Source organism: Virgisporangium aliadipatigenens, assembly GCF_016863615.1.
GTDB classification, from domain to species: domain Bacteria; phylum Actinomycetota; class Actinomycetes; order Mycobacteriales; family Micromonosporaceae; genus Virgisporangium; species Virgisporangium aliadipatigenens.
In genome coordinates this window covers 25888-41111 of sequence record NZ_BOPF01000012.1, presented here as the reverse complement: position 1 = coordinate 41111, position 15224 = coordinate 25888, and the positions used below count along the sequence as shown (strand labels likewise).

The window sequence follows — 15224 nt, the reverse complement described above, 5'->3', positions numbered from 1 at the left end:
GCGCGATCTTGCAGTTGTGGTGCCGACACAGCGGGTCGAACCCGGGCACGCCGGGCGCCACGACGCAAGATCGGCGGCGCTAGAGCAGTCCGCGCAGGTACGCGACGTCGACCTTCTCCAGGGAGTCGACCAGCGTCACGTCCGCCAGGTGGCCCAGGTCGACCTCGCAGGGAACGCCGAGCACCGTGCAGCCGGCCGCGAGGGCGCTGCGGATGCCGTTCGGGGAGTCCTCGATCGCCACGCACGCCGCGGGCCGCGCGCCGATCAGCTCCGCCGCCCGCAGGTACGGCGCCGGGTGCGGCTTGGTCTCCGGCAGGTCGTCCCCGCAGACCACCGCCGCGAAGAAGTGCGCCCCGATCGTCTCCAGCGCCACCTCCACCAGGTGCCGGCTGGTCGCCGTCACCAGCGCCGCCGGGATGCCGGCCGCCCGCACCGCCGTGAGCAGGTCCGCCGCGCCGGGGCGCCACAGCAGGCCCGCGGCGAAGAGTTCGGCGACGCGGCGTTCGAGCCACTCGACGCTGTAGGCGTCGTCGAGGTCGGGGCGGCCGAGGTCCTCGTGCAGGATGCGCATCGACTCGGCCATGTTGGTGCCGACCATCGCGTGCCGCGCCGCGTCGGACAGCGTGCCGCCGTGGTGCACGGCCAGTTCGGCCAGGCCGACCGACCAGACCTTCTCGCTGTCGACCAGGGTCCCGTCCATGTCGAAGAGCACGCCGGCAAGCTGGGTCATGCCCCCGATCGTGCCCGGTCTAGTCGTCGTCGAACTTCGGAGGCGGCGGCAAGGTGGGCAAGCTCACCGGCGCGGGGCCGGTCGCCGGCTTGGGATCTCCCCAGGTGAACTCCGCCAGCGCCGCCGGGTCGCCCTCGTAACGCGACGCGCGTTCGGCCAGCATCGCGCCGAAGACGCCGTTGGGGCGGCCGCAGTCACGGCACAGGAAGTTCTCGTCGACGCGGCCGCCGCCGCAGTGTTCGCAGTCCCCGCGGTCGCGGTCGTCTTGGTACCCGTCCAGGGCCTTGATCAGCGCCCGTGCCACGTCCGCCGAGAGCGGGACCGGCTCCGACTCACCGTCGACCGCGATCCGCACCGCCGTCTCCGCCTGCGGCTCGTAGATCCCGATCTTCCGGGAGAACGCCATGAGCGCCCCGTGCACGTCCTTGTTCACCCGTGGAGCGTCGCACACGGGGAAGCGCGGCCGGTCGACGAGGCGCCGTCCCGCTGATCGAATTCGCCGCTACGGATGGCTCCGATGAATGTTCGCCATGCGGACAGGCCGATTCGCAGCTGGCCGTCATCCGGGTTCTTCGAGTCGCGGACGAGGATCTCCGCGCCGATCCGGCCGACCTCGACACATCCACTGGTGCCGCTGAACGTGCTCGTGTGCCAGCCAGGTTCCCCGTTGTCGTGCACCGTTCCTCCACCGAACAGAGACGCAACGTGAAGTCTATATAACTCAAAGTGATCAGAGAAGCCGGCACGACCCGAAACGGCACGACGCTGCGGCACCCTCGCGCATCGCGGCCAGCACGGTGTCGATGAAGGCGTTCGTGCGCTCGGGGCCGGGCAGCGCCTTCTTGAGCTCGACGAACAGGTCGTGGTGCCGCGCCGTCTCGTCGACGCTGTCCCGGATCACCTCGTCACCCCCGGGGCTCTCGAAGTAGAGCATCGCGTCGTCCTCGGACTCGTCGAACTTCACCAGTTCGAACGGCCTGCGCATGGCCGCGTAGGCGCCCAGGTCGAACGGCACGACCTGCACCGATATCCCCGGATTGAGCCCGGGCTCGACCGGATCGCCGGCGACGGTGCGGCCCACGGTGTTCATCCGCTGCAGGTGACGCAGCTGCGCGAGCATCACCGAACGGCCACCCGCCCCCGCCTCGCCGCCGACGCCGCGCCACAGCACCGCCTCGTCCACGATGAACTCCATGCGCGGCCCGTCCGGCCCGGTGAGCGGCTCGGCGCGTTCGATGCGGGCGGCGACGATCTGCTCGACCCGCCCGTCGTCGGCCTCGTTGCCCAGCAGCCCGCGAACGGTGGCCGCCGCGTACTCGTCGGTCTGCAGCACACCCGGCACGAACTGGCTCTCGAACAGCCGGATCGACATCGCGTAGGCCTCGTACTCCAGCCACTCGGCGAACTGCGGCGTGAGCACTTCGCGGTAGCGGCTGACGAACGACGGCCGCCGGCCCTCCCGGGCGAGGTCCACGAGCTCGGGCAGCCGTTCGGGGCCGAGGTCGGGGTACAGCGCGACGAGCGCCATGAGGTCGGAGGTCGCCACGGAGACCTGGCCGTTCTCGATGCGCAGGATCTTGGAGGTGTGCCAGTCGAGGGCGTCGGCCACCTCGTTCTGCGTCATCTCGGCCGCGTACCGGGCGCGGCGTAACGCGAGGCGGAGCTGGCGCTTGGCCACGGCCGGCCCGCGCCGCCGCGAGGATTTGAGCATATTCGCACTATAAGTCCGACGATAGGCTCGGTCGGTGACAACCTTCGCGATCGTGCACGCAGCCGGCGACACCGGCGGCTCCTGGGAACGCGTGGCGCAGCACCTGCACCTGCTGGGCCACGAGGTCGTGGCGCCCGACCTGCCGGCCGAGGATCCCGACGCCGGCCTCGCCGAGTACACCGACGTGATGGTCGAGGCGATCGGCGAGCGGCGCGACGTGGTGCTGGTCGGGCACTCCCTCGGCGGCCTCACCGCCCCGCTCGTGTGCGCACGGGTCCGCACCCGGCTGCTGGTCTACCTGACCGGCATGGTTCCCCGCCCGGGCGAGAAGGGCGGCGACTTCTGGAAGAACGCCGGCTACGTCGGCGGCGAGGGCACCGAGGACGAACTCTTCTACAACGACCTGACGCCGGAGCAGATCGCGTTCGCCAAGGCGCACAGCCGGGACCAGTCCGGCGGCCCGCTGCGCGACCCGTGGCCGCTGCCGATGCACCCCGACACGCCCACCCGCTACCTGCTCTGCCTGGACGACCGGTTCCACACCCCGGACTTCGTCCGCCCGATGGTCCGCGACCGCCTCGGCATCACGCCCGACGAGATCCGAGGCGGCCACTGCGTCAACATTTCAAGACCCAAGGAACTGGCCACCAAGCTGGACGCCCTGGCACGACAGTGACCACTGCTGCACGCGGGCGTGGCAGCGGAGTGGTCGATCGAAGCGAAGCGGGATCGGCCCGGAGCGGTCGCCCCCTCTTGAGCGACGGTCGCGCCCCCGACGGACGCGCGCAATGAATCATGCTCGTGAACTGATCTGCTGCACCCCCCACGAATTTCCGTCCGGGTCCTCGAAGAAGAAGAAGCCGACGTTGTCCAGGGCCGGGCCACTGACCGAAGGATCTCCGCCCCCGAATACCTCGATCTCCCCCACCTCGGCGCCGCGGGCGACCAGCTCCGCCCGGGCCTTGTGGATGTCGGCCACCACGAGCTGGAGCCCTTTGAGGGAACCGGGTTCCATGTGCGGCACCGCGCCCTTGCCGATGACGACGGAACATCCGGAGCCCGGCGGCGTCAGCTGCACGATGCGCACGTCGTCGCTGGGTGCGGTGTCGTGGTCGACGTGGAAGCCCAGCCGCTCGGAGTAGAACGCCTTGGCGCGGTCGATGTCGGAGACGGGAACGATGACGACTTCAAGGGTCCAGTTCACGGTGTTCTCTCCAGGAGAAGTGCGTCGAGGCGGCGGTACCCCTCGCCGAGGCCGCGCCGCATGGGATAGCCGAGCACGGTGTCGCGCCCGAACGGGGTGGCGAACCGCAGGGTCGTGGTGGCGGTCGTGACGCCGGCCGCCTCGGTGAAGTGGTGCGCCACCAGTGTCTCCCCGGGATAGGACTGCTCGTCGAAGATCTCGGTGCACTCGAGCCGCGACGGCGGTGCGAGGTGCGTGTAGACCCCGCTCTGCACCATCCGCGCGCCGCCCGGCCCCACGGAGACGAACCGCCACGCGCCCCCGACACGCAGGTCGACGGCGCACTCGACGAGCTGCCAGCCGTCCGCCCCGTACCAGCGTTTCAGCAGGTCGGGGACGGTCCAGGCGGCGTAGACGAGGTGCCGCGGCGCCCGGAAGTCGCGCCGGAGCACGATCTCCCGGTCGCCGCGGGTCTCCAACTCCACGGTCACGATTGGAGGTCTTCCAACAGTGCGTCGAGGCGGCGGTAGCTCCGCTCCCAGTGTCGCCGGTAGTCGGCCAGCCAGTCGGTGGCGTCCTTGAGCCGCTGGGCCTCCAACCGGCAGGGGCGGCGCTGGGCGTCGCGTCCGCGCGAGATCAGTCCCGCCTTCTCCAGCACCTTGAGGTGTTTGGAGATCGCGGGCTGGCTCATCGCGAACGGCGCCGCCAGCTCCGTCACGGTCGCCTCCCCTTCCCTGAGCCGGGCCAGGATCGCCCGTCGGGTCGGGTCGGCGAGCGCCGCGAACGTCGCGTCGAGCAGTTCCGTCGCCATGTGGTTATATAACCATCTGGTAATCCTCGGCGTCAACGCTGCCGCGCCACCAGCAGCAGGCGCGGGCTGCCCAGCCGGTACGGGCCGCCGTCGACGTCGCCGAACATCCGCACGTCGGCGTAGCCGGCCCGGCGCACCAGCCGGGCGATCTCCGCCGACGTGTAGACGTGCTGCACGGACGTTCCCCGGTGCACCTCGTCGCCCCGCCGGAACGTGAACTCGGTGATCCAGGCGCTGTCCGCGACGTCGTAGGAGTTGACCGAGGTCGCCTCGATGCCGCCGAGGGTCATCGGCTCCTCCTCCACCTGGAGGTTGTGCAGGAGCGACTCGGCGACGAACCCGGTGTCGAGCACCAGCGTGCCGGCGATGCCCGCCAGGGTGGCGAGGAAGCGTTCGGTCCCCTCGTGCGGCAGGTAGCCGAACGAGTTGCCCATGCAGATCGCCGCGTCGGCGCGCAGGTCGGACGGGAGTTCCGCCATGTCGACCACGCGCAGGTCGAGCTGCGGCGCCTGCCGCTTCGCGTGCGCGATCGCCTCGGCCGACACGTCCAGACCGGTGACGCGATAGCCGCGACCGGCCAGCGCGAGCGTGTGGCGGCCGCTGCCGCAGGGAACGTCCAGCACGTGCGCGCCCGCGGGCACGAAGCGGGTCAGGAAGTCGACCTCGGCGGTGGTGTGCTCCGGCGGAACCGCCGCCCGCCAGAACGCGTTGGGAAGCTCGGTGAAGAAATCGGTGTACCAGTTACCCATCGGAGTGGGTGCTCCTTAGAAAGCGCATGCCAAAGAGGACCGTTTACCAGGACGGTCTGGAACGTCAGCCGCCCCGGTTTACCCGGGCGGTGACCATGGCATCGCCTTCTCACAGGAGATCGTGCTGAAACACTTGCCGGGACCCTAGCAGCCGTCCACGCGCCGCCGCGTCCGGTTTTCGGAAGATCGGCGCGGCACAAAGTGGGGATAACCCGGCCGGGTGAGATTGATACCTATTTACCCATGGATTTCTTCCTCGTGCTGCTGATCTGCGCCACCGCCGGCTACGCCGGAGCCGTCGTGTCCATCGTGAGGCTGCGCGAGCGCGGCACGGTGCGGGCGCTCCAGGAGGGCGCCGTCGCCGCGGTCGGTGTCGCGGCGAGCTTCTTCCTCATGGTCGCCCTGGCGAACCTCAGCGTCTTCGCGAGCGCCGCGGCCGGGGCGGTGTTCGTCGGCGCGGTCGGGTACCTCGCCCTGGCCCGTGACCTGTCGCCGGCGTGGCGGCCGTGGGTCACCGTCGGCCTTACCGTCCTGGTGACCGCCTTCTCGCTGTTCGCGTCGTACCTGGTGTTGATGGCGTTCGTCGGCGCCGTCGGCGTCTACCGCCTCGTCCGCCTGCGGCTGCGGACCGGCCCCTCGTTGGTTTTCCTGGGAACGTCCCTGAGCGTGCTGATCGCCGGTGCCGTGGGGATGTTCGCGGTGGCCCTGTCACAGATGTGAGCGAACCGGCCTCCGCCGCCACGCCGGACGGGACCGGCGTGGCGCAGCGGGGCGGGTGCTCAGTGGGCCAGGTTGACGTGGGCGCGGTGCAGGTCGCCCTTCTCGATCAGGTCGACGAACCCGAGCGCGTAGTCCGGGGCGGAGATCGCGCCACCGTCCTCCGGCGCGACGGCGACCTCGTCACCGAGCCGGTAGGTGCCCAGCCGCTCGCCGGGCACGTACGAGCCGAAGGCGCCGGGCGGGCTCACGAACACCCAGTCGAGCGTCTCCGGCGCGGCCGGCAGGTCCTCGAGGATCAGCGCCGCCCCGGTGCGGATCTCGTGGTGGAACTCGGCGGGCGCGTGGGTGAGGTCCTCCACGAAGCGCGGCGCGCCGGCGGCCGGGCGCAGCGACGAGAAGCCACCGACGAGGAACAGCCGCGCACCGGCGGCGTCGGCGAGGCGCCCGACCGTGCGGTACACGTCGCGCAGCGAGTCGACGAGCACACCGCGCGGGGCGAGCGCACCCACCACGACCTCCGCACCGGAGATCACCGACGACAGGGTCGCCTCGTCCGAGGCGTCGCCCTGGACGTAATTCACACCCGGGACGGGGGTCTCGGGGAGCGAGCGGCTGAGCGCGGTGACCTCGTGGCCGCGTGCGGCGGCCTCCGCGACGATTGCCGATCCGGCGTAGCCGGTGCCGCCGAGGACGGTGATGCGGGACATGGGAATGCCTTCCGGTCGAAATTCCAGGACCCGTGGCCGGGCCGTTTCGGTTACCGTAAGAGACCATATCTCCGTCGGGAAGAAGGCACTTCTTGGTAACCACGCAATCGGACCCGATGCTCCGCGGCGACCCGTACGCCGCCGACTGTCCGACCCGCCGCATCCTCGACCGCATCGGCGACCGGTGGACCGTCCTCATCGTCGGCGTGCTCGGCGAGGGAGACGCCCGCTTCTCGGAACTGCGGCGGCGCGTCTGCGGCGTCTCGCAGAAGATGCTGACCCAGACCCTGCGCGGACTCGAACGCGACGGACTGGTGCGCCGCACGGTCCATCCCGAGGTGCCGGTGCGCGTCGAGTACGCCCTGACCGAGGCCGGCCGGACGCTGCTCGGGCCGCTGCGCGCACTCCAGGAGTGGTCCATCGAGCACCTCAGCGACGTGTCGGCGGCCCAGAAGGCGTACGACGGCGCGGAGTGACGGCCCGTGCTAGAGGCGGAAGCGGTTCACCAGCGCGGTGAGCGTGTCCGCGTTGGCGTTCAGCTTCGCGGCCGCCTCGCGGGACGACTCGACCGCCTGACGGGCCGTCGACACGCTGTCCGTCACGCTGTCGATGCTCGTCGCGATCGACCCGCTCCCCTCGGCGGCGCGGCCGACGTTGCGGCGCATCTCGGCAGTCGTCGCCGTCTGCTCCTCCACGGCCGTGGCGATCGCCCGCTGGAAGTCGCTGACCCGGTCGATCGCCGCCGCGATGGCCTTGATCGCCGAGACCGCGCCCTCGGTGTCGTTGCGGATGGCGGCCACCCGGGTCGTCACGTCCTCGGTCGCCGTCGCCGTCTGCTGGGCCAGCTCCTTCACCTCGCCGGCCACGACCGCGAACCCCTTGCCGGAGGCTCCCGCCCGGGCCGCCTCGATGGTGGCGTTCAGGGCGAGGAGGTTGGTCTGCTCGGCGATGCCGCTGATCACCTTGACGACGTCGACGATCTGCGCGCTGGAGTCGCCGAGCTGGCCCATCACCCGGGTGGCCTCCTGGGCCAGCTTCACGCTGTCCAGCGCGACCTTCGCCGCTTCCTGGGCGTTCTGCGCGATCTCGCCGATCGACTGCGCCATCTCGTCGGAACCGGTGGCGACCGTCTGCACGTTGCTGGAGACCTCGCGGGCCGAGGAGGCCACCGCCTCGGCCTGGGCCGCCGCGTTCTCGGACGCCCCGCCGAGTTCGTCGCCGACGGCGGAGACCCGACCGGCCGACGAGGCCACGTCGTGGGCCGTCCCGGTGATCTCCCCCAGCAGCACGCGCAGTTCCCCGACAGCGGTGTTCAGGGCCGCGCCCATCTGGCCGATCTCGTCCGAACCGCGGGCCGGCACCGACACGGTCAGGTCGCGCTTGGACACGAGCGTCAGCGCCTGGGTGACCTCGGTCAGCCGGCGGGAGAGCCGCCGCGCCCAGAACCACGCCACGGTCCCCATCACCAGCGCCAACAGCGTCGCCGCCAGCCCGAACGCGGTCAGCATCGTGCTGCGCCCGTCGGCCAGCCCCTGCGCGAGCGTGGCGTGGTCCCCCTCGTAGGCACGGGTGACGATGGCCCACTTGTAGGGCGCGTAGTAGGTGACCACCACCTCGCTGCGCGCCACGGGCGCCCCCGCCGAACCGGGCAGCTGGTACACCGCCTCGAACTTCCCGTCGGCCGCCAGCTTGGGCGCCGCCTCGACGATCTGCTTCACCCACTCGACGCCGTTCGCGTCCTTGGCGTCCAGCACGGTCTTGTTGACCTCGTCGGCGTTGCAGGAGGCGATGGTCCGGCCGAGGTCGGCGGTGTTCGTGCTGAACACGGTCACGCAACCGTTGTCGCCGACCTTGGTGCTGGCGATGTTCTTGGTGAGGCTGGCGATCGCGTCGGCCTGCGGCACGCCGAAGTAGATCGCGCCGATGACCTCCCCGGCGGCGTTCTTGACCGGGTCGTAGCCGGTGACGTACCAGGTGTCGACGACCAGGGCCACGCCCCGGTACGGCTTGCCGTCCTTGATGGCGGTGGCGACCGCGTTCGGGTTGCCGTCGGCCCCGATCGCCGGGATGTAGGTGCCGATGGCCCGCTTGCCGGCCTTGTTCTTCACGTTCGTCGCCACCCGCAGCAGGTCGCCGGCGGGGTTCATGCGCTGGAAGATCGTGACGGTGCCGCCGAGCATGCCGACCACCTCGTCGACGACCGGGGTGGGGACGGCGGGGTCGGAGTTCTGGTTGAGCCAGACGTTGCCCACCCGGGCGAAGGGCAGGACGACCTTGGACTTCGCCTGGGTGAACTGGTTGGTGGCCTCCCAGGTGACCGCCGGCGGGCCGGTGACGCTCATGCCGCCGCGCTGGTTGAGCTCGGCGATGGCGACCTGCTGCGCCCGGTTCACATCGTTCTGCACGGCGTCGCCGACCGCCGTCGCGAGCCGGGTGACGTCCTCGGCGACGCGGCCGAGGTTCGCGTCGATCACCCGCTCCATGTCCTTGGCCGCGCCATCACTGAACCGGTCGCTCTCGACCGCACCGACCCCTACCAGGACCAACGCGGTGACGATGGTGCCGCCGACCCCGAGCGCCAGCAGACGATGGCGTAGTTGCATAGCCCCACCATCGGGCACTTCCCGGGCATCCTGAGCAAATCGGTCAGCCGTGGTGATAGACCACGGGATCGCCGCCGCCGTGCCGTTTCGCCTCGTACATCGCCGCGTCGGCGCGTGCCACGAGCGCGTCACCGGAGGCCCCGGGCCAGGCCTGCGCGACCCCGATGCTGCCGCCGATGCGCACGGTGCCCGCGCTCAACGTCACGTCGTGGCGCAGCGCGTCGCGCACCCGCCGGGCCACCTCGAGCACCTCCTCCTCCCCGCCCGGCCGCCGGCACACCAGCAGGAACTCGTCCCCGCCGACCCGGCCGACGACGTCGTCGTGGCGGACCAGGCGGGTCAGCAGGGCGGCGGTGTGGGCGAGCAGTTCGTCGCCGGCCGCGTGCCCGAGGGAGTCGTTCACCGGCTTGAAGCGGTCCAGATCCACGAAGATCACCGCCGGTGGGCGTTCGTCGGTGGCGAGCGCGTGCTCCAGCGCGGCCAGGGTCGAGGCGCGGTTGAGGCAGCCGGTGAGCTCGTCGTAGGTGGCCTTGACGCGCAGTTCCTCGCGCATCCGGGCGCTGTCGGTGATGTCGGCGAAGCAGACCAGGGTCCCGTCCCGTTCGGTGAGCGCGACGGTGCTGACGGTGCAGCGGCGGCGTTCGACCGAATCGGGCAGGACGATCTCCACCTCCAACTCGTGGTCGGTCCCGTCGACCCGCGTCGCGGTCAGGGCCGCGTCCAGGGCCGCGCGGTCGCCGGCCGCGACCGTCGCGAGCTGTTCGTCCAGATTCTTGGCCGTGGGAACGCCCAACAGCGCGGCCAGCCGGTCGTTGGAGTAGACCGGCACCCCGTCGACGTCGAGCTGGAGCAGGCCGGTGGGGATCGACTCGGCGAGCCGGCGGAAGAGGCGTTCGCGGCGGTCGAGTTCCTCGTGGGCGGCCATCTCGTCGGAGATGTCGCTCATCTGGCCGGCCACCACGATGTCGGCCGCGTCCTCGGCGTCGCGGTAGATGTTCTCGATCTCCACCCACAGGTAGGTGTCGTCGCGGCGGCGGTGCCGCAGCCGGATCCGCCCGTTCTGCCGGGTGCCGAGCATCTCCATCCAGGAGGACAGCGCCCGGTTCTGGTCGTCGGGGTGCACGAAGCTCGACGCCGGCTGCCCGATCATCTGTTCCGGCGTGAAGCCGAGCATCCCGCTGACGCGTTCGTCGATGTCGATGATCTGGGCGGCGCGGTTCTTCAGGATGACCCCGGTGCGCGGCCGAACGGGCGCCACCAGCGCACCGGTGAGCGCCGTCGAGGAGTCGGCCGCGGTGCCGGAGGTGGTCAGCACGCAGGCGAGAACGCCGTACTCGTCCCGCACGTCGATCATCACCATGTTCAGCGTGCGCTCCGGGTCGCTGCGCGGTCGCACCGCCGCCAGCCCCACGCCGGTCCGGCGCACCTCGTGCCAGATCCGGATCACCTCGTACCCGTCGGCGGGCACCACCAGGTCGACCATCGTCGACGGTCCCGACGGCAGCGGGAGAACCTGCCCGGGCCGCACCCCCAGCCGGTCCGGCATCGGGATCCGCCAGCCGTCCCAGTCGGTGGCGGCGAACATCGCGTCGTCGCGTTCCCGAAGAGTGTGCAGCGTGCGGAAACGGATCACCGGGTCGACGCGCTCCTCGCTCACGGGTGAACCCATCGGCCGCGGTGCGGGCGGGTTGAGCAGACACGAACGGCGCCACCCCCGGGAGGGGCGGCGCCGTTGCGCGAGCGTGCGGGAGATCAGAGGCGGCCGTCGGCCACGGCCTGCTTCACCCACGGGATGACCTCGTCGAGCATGGTCGACAGGTCGGTGGTGGCCTCGAAGCCGAGGACCTCCTTCGACTTGGTCACGTCCGGGACGCGCTTCTGCACGTCGTACTCGTACGGGTCGTCGCTGACCAGGGAGAGCGGGACGTCCGGGCCCTTGATCTTGCGCCAGATCACCTCGGCCAGCTCGGTCACCGAGGTGGAGACCGCCGTGGAGATGTTGAAGTCGTTGTTGGTGGCGTCCGGGTGCTCCATCGCGGCGATGATGCCCTTGGCCAGGTCGCCGCCGTAGGTGTAGTGGCGCACCTGGCTGCCGTCGCCCAGGATGTGCAGCGGGTCCTGGCCCTTGATGACCTTCTGGACCAGGTCCGGGACGACGTGCGACATCGCCAGCTTCACGTTGCCGGAGAGCACCTCGACCTCGCCGAGCGCCCGACCCTCGCCCACGCCGACGCAGTTGAACGGCCGCACGATCGTGTACGGCAGCTTGTACTGGTCCCACGCGGCGCGCGCGTAGTACTCGACGGCCAGCTTCTGGAAGCCGTACGACGAGAGCGGCGGCGGGATCTTGCGCTCGTCACCCTCCTTGGAGGGCCAGTGCTCGGTCGACTCGAACACCATCGACGACGAGAGGTAGGTGACCTTCTTCAGCCGGCCCTCGCGGTGGGCGGCGATCGCCGCGTCGCAGGACGACGCCATGATCCGCTCGTTGGTGGCGAGCAGGTCGTAGGCGTAGGCGTGGAAGTAGGAGATGCCGCCGATCATCGCCGCGCCGGCGATGAAGTGGTCGCAGTCCGACAGCGTCTTCGTCATCAGGTCGACGTCGCGCGCGTCGCCCTCGATGAAGTGGTAGTTGGGGTGGTTGTCGTAACTGCGCGTGACCGGGCCGTACTTCGAGTAGTTGTCAATACCGACGACCTGGTTGCCGCGCGCGAGCAGCTCCTCAACCACGTAGCCGCCGATGAAACCGGCGGAACCGGTGACCAGAATCTTTGCCACTCGCTCGTCTCCTTGAAAGTCAAACACCAGACAACATCACTGTCCGCACGGGTCGAACCGCGCGAATCTTACCCGGTCTTGTCGGTCTTCTTCGCCCGGGCCGCCGCGCCGGCGCGGATCTGCTCGGCCGAGAGGCGGCTGCCGTAGGCGAACCGGTACCAGCGCAGGTAGCTCGGCATCCAGCGGGCCAGGTCGAAGCGCGAGTCCCCGAGCTGCCGGTCGAGCCAGATGGTGGGCAGCTCCGCGACGGGCAACCGCATCCGGGTCGCCTTGGCGGTCAGCTCCAGCCCGATCTCGAACCCGGACCGGCTCTCGATGCCGACCTCGCGCACGAAGTCCGTCGAGTACGCCTTGAAGCTGTTGGTGGCGTCGCGGGTACCGACCCGGGCGAACCAGTGCAGCGACCGGCCGGCGAACGCGGACATCGCCTTCTTGATCCGCGGGCCGCCGACCTGCTGGCCGCCCGGCATGTACCGGGACGCGGCGGCCACCACGACCCCGCGGTCCACCAGGCGCGCCAACTCGTCGATCTGCCGCGGGTCGTCGGAGCCGTCCGCCATCGTCACCACGGCCACCGGCGCCGCGGCGGCGTCGATGCCGAAGCGGATCGCGTTTGCCGGTCCCCGCCCGTAGGTGTTGAGCACGGCGCGGACCCGCGGGTCCTCCTCGGCGAGCTTCTCGACGTAGGGAACGGTCGAGTCCTCGGGGAAGTCGTGCACCACGAGGACCTCGCACGGGAGGCTCACCTCGCGCAGGATCCGGTTGAGGCAGGTGAGGATCGACTCACCCTCCTCGTAGACCGGGATGACGACTGAGACCTGCGGCTTCATACCTTCATGCCCCGCCCGGCGATCCCCCACATGTCGGCCACCGGCTTGTCGGTCTCGAGATCGCGGTACTCGGGGTGCGGCGCGGCGATGACCAGCAGGTCGGCGCGCTCCAGCACCTCCTCCAGCGGGGTGAACCGCTCGTCGACGATGTACGGGTCCGAGCAGAGCGTCTCGTTGGCCTTCAGCATGAGGATCTTGCGCAGCTTGTAGGCGAGGCTCTCGCGCGGGTCGTCGCTACCGCCCTTGAACGCCATGCCGAGCACGCCGACCGTCATCTTCGACAGGTCGAACTGCTGCTCCAGCCGCGCCACCAGGTACAGCGGCAGGCCCTCGTTGATCAGCATCGCCGTGTGGCCGAGCACGAAGTTGTTGTTGTTGAACGCGGCCAGCTGCATCGTGTCCTTGAGCAGGCACGGCCCGGCCGCGAAGCCCGGCCCGGGCAGGTCGGCGGCGCGCGGGTAGTCGTAGCGGATGGCGTGCCGGATCCGCTCGAAGTCCAGGCCGGCGTCGTTGGCCATCATCCAGAACTGGTTGGCAGTCGCGAACTTCATGTACCGCCACGTGTTCGTGTACAGCTTCGCGAGCTCGGCCTCCTCGGGGATCAGCGTGACGATGTTGGTCGTCAGCACGCTGAAGAACTCCGAGGCGCGCTCGATGGCGCGATCCCCCCGGGCCGACACGATCTGCGGGAGCGTGAACAGCTCCGTCATCGCGTAGCCCTCGGCGATGCGCTCCGGGCAGAACGCCACGTCGATGTCGAGCCCGTGCCGCTGCAGCAGCCGCTCGGTCAGCGCCGTCACGCCGGGGTGAACGGTGCTGCGCAGCACCACCAGCTGCCCGTCGCGCAGGTGCTCCACGCAGCGCTCCAGCGCCCGCGGCACCGCGCCGAGGTCGGGGTTGAGGTGCTCGTCGACGGGAGTGCCCACGATGACCACCAGGGTCTCCGCGGACGCCACGCTCGCCGGATCCACGGTGGCCTTCAGCGAACCGTCCGCGACGGCGGCGGCGAGCAGATCGGCCGCGCCGTCCTCGGTGAACGGCAGCTGTCCACTGTTGACGGTCTCCACCGCGGTCGCGTTGATGTCATACAGAGTTACGGAACGACCACGCGACGCGAGTGCGATGCCGAGCGGCAGCCCCACCCGACCACACCCGCCGATGATCACGACATCCCGGTCGAACCGGTCTGTGTTCTCTGCTGCAACCACGCCGTCGCCTTCCCCACATTCACGACTGGACCGGGCACCGGCCACCCTCCGTGTCGGGGCGGCGGTGCTGCGGGCCGGACGCCGATCTTGCAAAAAAGGGCAACCCCGCGCACCGCGCCCCGCAGCATAGATGGATCGCTGACGCCTTGTCATCCTGGCCCACGGCGCCGGGCCGGAAGTGGCGCAGGCTCGCCCGAACGGGCTCACCGCCCGGCCAGGGATCGACGGGTTCACGTCCGGATACCCGGCGCGGCCATGAGCGCATGTCAGCACACCCGCGTAGGCTGGGCCGGTGACCGAGTTCGACGGCTTGCCTGTGCTACGTTCCCCGATCGCCATCGCGGCCTTCGAGGGATGGAACGATGCCGCAGACGCCTCGACCGCCGTCGTCGAGCATCTCGGGGAGATCTGGGGCGGAAAGGTCGTCGCGTCGCTGGATCCCGAGGAGTTCTACGACTTCCAGGTAAACCGGCCGACCGTGACGCTCGCCGACGGGGAGACCCGCCGCGTGGAGTGGCCGACGACGCGGTTCACCGTGGCGAAGCCGCCGGGGGCCGACCGGGACGTCGTGCTCATCCGCGGCATCGAGCCGAGCATGCGCTGGCGGACGTTCTGCGACGAGCTGCTCGAGGTGTGCCACAGCCTCGACGTGAGCCGCATCATCCTGCTGGGCGCGCTGCTGGCGGACGTTCCCTATACCCGGCCGCTGCCGATCAGCGGGAGCGCGTCGGACCGTTCCGTCGCCGAGCGCTACGGGCTGACCCTGAGCCGCTACGAGGGACCGACCGGCATCGTCGGGGTCCTGCAGGACGTGGCCACGCGGGCGGAGCTGGACGCGCTGTCGTTCTGGGTGCACGTGCCGCACTACGCCAACAACCCGCCGTGCCCGAAGGCCACCCTGGCCCTGCTGCACCGGATCGAGGAGGTCCTCGACCTGCCGATCCCCACCGCCGACCTCGCCGAGGAGTCGGCCGAGTGGGAGGCGCGGCTGCGCCAGGCCGCCGAGCAGGACGCCGAGTTGGCCGAGTACGTGCGCGAGCTGGAGGAACGCTCCGGCGACGACGGCATGCAGGCGCTGTCCGGCGACGAGATCGCGCAGGAGTTCGAGAAGTACCTGCGCCGGCGCGGCGGACAGGCCGGACCGGCCGCGAGCTTCTGACCTCAAGTTCGGCCGGCACCTACCGATGTGCCGGT

General features: G+C 70.4%; 18 protein-coding genes. 4 read left to right on the top strand and 14 right to left on the bottom strand.

Features of this window, described 5'->3' with window-relative positions; genetic code table 11:
* Positions 1-79 precede the first annotated feature (79 nt).
* The 4 genes from Val02_RS17475 to Val02_RS17460 are packed head-to-tail and all read right to left on the bottom strand — an operon-like array spanning position 80 to position 2441.
* Positions 80-712: an HAD family hydrolase gene (locus Val02_RS17475; RefSeq protein WP_203900393.1), complete on the bottom strand. Its 633-nt coding sequence runs from the start codon at positions 710-712 to the stop codon at positions 80-82.
* 37 nt (positions 713-749) lie between these two features.
* Positions 750-1136 carry a hypothetical protein gene (locus Val02_RS17470; protein WP_373317912.1) on the bottom strand — a complete coding sequence of 129 codons (387 nt, stop codon included), beginning with the start codon at positions 1134-1136 and terminating at the stop codon, positions 750-752.
* A gap of 23 nt (positions 1137-1159) precedes the next feature.
* Positions 1160-1408: a DUF397 domain-containing protein gene (locus tag Val02_RS17465; protein ID WP_239153106.1), complete on the bottom strand. Its 249-nt coding sequence runs from the start codon at positions 1406-1408 to the stop codon at positions 1160-1162.
* Positions 1409-1460: 52 nt separating this feature from the next.
* A complete protein-coding gene (locus Val02_RS17460) occupies positions 1461-2441 on the bottom strand; it encodes a helix-turn-helix domain-containing protein (RefSeq protein WP_203900151.1) in 981 nt (326 codons plus the stop codon).
* Positions 2442-2475: 34 nt separating this feature from the next.
* Here Val02_RS17460 and Val02_RS17455 point away from each other — a divergent pair, with 34 nt between their 5' ends.
* Entirely contained in the window at positions 2476-3117 is a 642-nt protein-coding gene (locus tag Val02_RS17455; protein ID WP_203900150.1) for an alpha/beta hydrolase, read from the top strand.
* Positions 3118-3234: 117 nt separating this feature from the next.
* Here the strand turns inward: Val02_RS17455 and Val02_RS17450 are convergent, their stop codons facing one another.
* The 4 genes from Val02_RS17450 to Val02_RS17435 are packed head-to-tail and all read right to left on the bottom strand — an operon-like array spanning position 3235 to position 5184.
* Positions 3235-3645, bottom strand: coding sequence for a VOC family protein (locus tag Val02_RS17450; protein WP_203900149.1), 411 nt, complete (start codon positions 3643-3645; stop codon positions 3235-3237).
* On the bottom strand, positions 3642-4115 hold the full coding sequence (locus tag Val02_RS17445; RefSeq protein WP_373317906.1) for an SRPBCC domain-containing protein: 474 nt from the start codon (positions 4113-4115) through the stop codon (positions 3642-3644). The genes Val02_RS17450 and Val02_RS17445 overlap by 4 nt, the downstream gene beginning before the upstream one ends.
* On the bottom strand, positions 4112-4435 hold the full coding sequence (locus tag Val02_RS17440) for an ArsR/SmtB family transcription factor (RefSeq protein ID WP_203900148.1): 324 nt from the start codon (positions 4433-4435) through the stop codon (positions 4112-4114). Before Val02_RS17440 ends, Val02_RS17445 begins: the two co-directional genes overlap by 4 nt.
* A 32-nt stretch (positions 4436-4467) precedes the next feature.
* Positions 4468-5184 carry a class I SAM-dependent methyltransferase gene (locus Val02_RS17435; protein WP_203900147.1) on the bottom strand — a complete coding sequence of 239 codons (717 nt, stop codon included), beginning with the start codon at positions 5182-5184 and terminating at the stop codon, positions 4468-4470.
* A gap of 243 nt (positions 5185-5427) precedes the next feature.
* On the opposite strand from Val02_RS17435, the gene Val02_RS17430 reads away from it, so the two are divergent.
* On the top strand, positions 5428-5904 hold the full coding sequence (locus Val02_RS17430; protein WP_203900146.1) for a hypothetical protein: 477 nt from the start codon (positions 5428-5430) through the stop codon (positions 5902-5904).
* A 59-nt stretch (positions 5905-5963) separates the two neighbouring features.
* On the opposite strand, the gene Val02_RS17425 is transcribed toward Val02_RS17430, so the two are convergent.
* Positions 5964-6611: an NAD(P)-dependent oxidoreductase gene (locus Val02_RS17425; protein ID WP_203900145.1), complete on the bottom strand. Its 648-nt coding sequence runs from the start codon at positions 6609-6611 to the stop codon at positions 5964-5966.
* 92 nt (positions 6612-6703) lie between these two features.
* Between Val02_RS17425 and Val02_RS17420 the strand changes: the two genes are divergently transcribed.
* Positions 6704-7087, top strand: coding sequence for a winged helix-turn-helix transcriptional regulator (locus Val02_RS17420; protein ID WP_444545998.1), 384 nt, complete (start codon positions 6704-6706; stop codon positions 7085-7087).
* A gap of 9 nt (positions 7088-7096) precedes the next feature.
* Here Val02_RS17420 and Val02_RS17415 read toward each other — a convergent pair whose 3' ends face one another.
* The 5 genes from Val02_RS17415 to Val02_RS17395 form a co-directional block, all read right to left on the bottom strand.
* Complete coding sequence (locus Val02_RS17415) at positions 7097-9214, bottom strand: methyl-accepting chemotaxis protein (RefSeq protein ID WP_203900144.1); 2118 nt, start codon at positions 9212-9214, stop codon at positions 7097-7099.
* 43 nt (positions 9215-9257) lie between these two features.
* Entirely contained in the window at positions 9258-10871 is a 1614-nt protein-coding gene (locus Val02_RS17410; RefSeq protein ID WP_203900143.1) for a sensor domain-containing diguanylate cyclase, read from the bottom strand.
* A gap of 95 nt (positions 10872-10966) precedes the next feature.
* Complete coding sequence (locus Val02_RS17405; protein ID WP_239153102.1) at positions 10967-11992, bottom strand: NAD-dependent epimerase/dehydratase family protein; 1026 nt, start codon at positions 11990-11992, stop codon at positions 10967-10969.
* 68 nt (positions 11993-12060) lie between these two features.
* Positions 12061-12822 (bottom strand): glycosyltransferase family 2 protein, encoded by a 762-nt coding sequence (locus tag Val02_RS17400; protein ID WP_203900142.1) that lies wholly within the window; start codon positions 12820-12822, stop codon positions 12061-12063.
* The gene (locus tag Val02_RS17395) at positions 12819-14030 is read right to left on the bottom strand and encodes a nucleotide sugar dehydrogenase (RefSeq protein WP_239153100.1); all 1212 of its coding nucleotides are present in this window, start codon (positions 14028-14030) and stop codon (positions 12819-12821) included. Before Val02_RS17395 ends, Val02_RS17400 begins: the two co-directional genes overlap by 4 nt.
* Positions 14031-14322: 292 nt before the next feature.
* On the opposite strand from Val02_RS17395, the gene Val02_RS17390 reads away from it, so the two are divergent.
* The gene (locus tag Val02_RS17390) at positions 14323-15189 is read left to right on the top strand and encodes a PAC2 family protein (protein WP_203900140.1); all 867 of its coding nucleotides are present in this window, start codon (positions 14323-14325) and stop codon (positions 15187-15189) included.
* Positions 15190-15224: the final 35 nt, after the last annotated feature.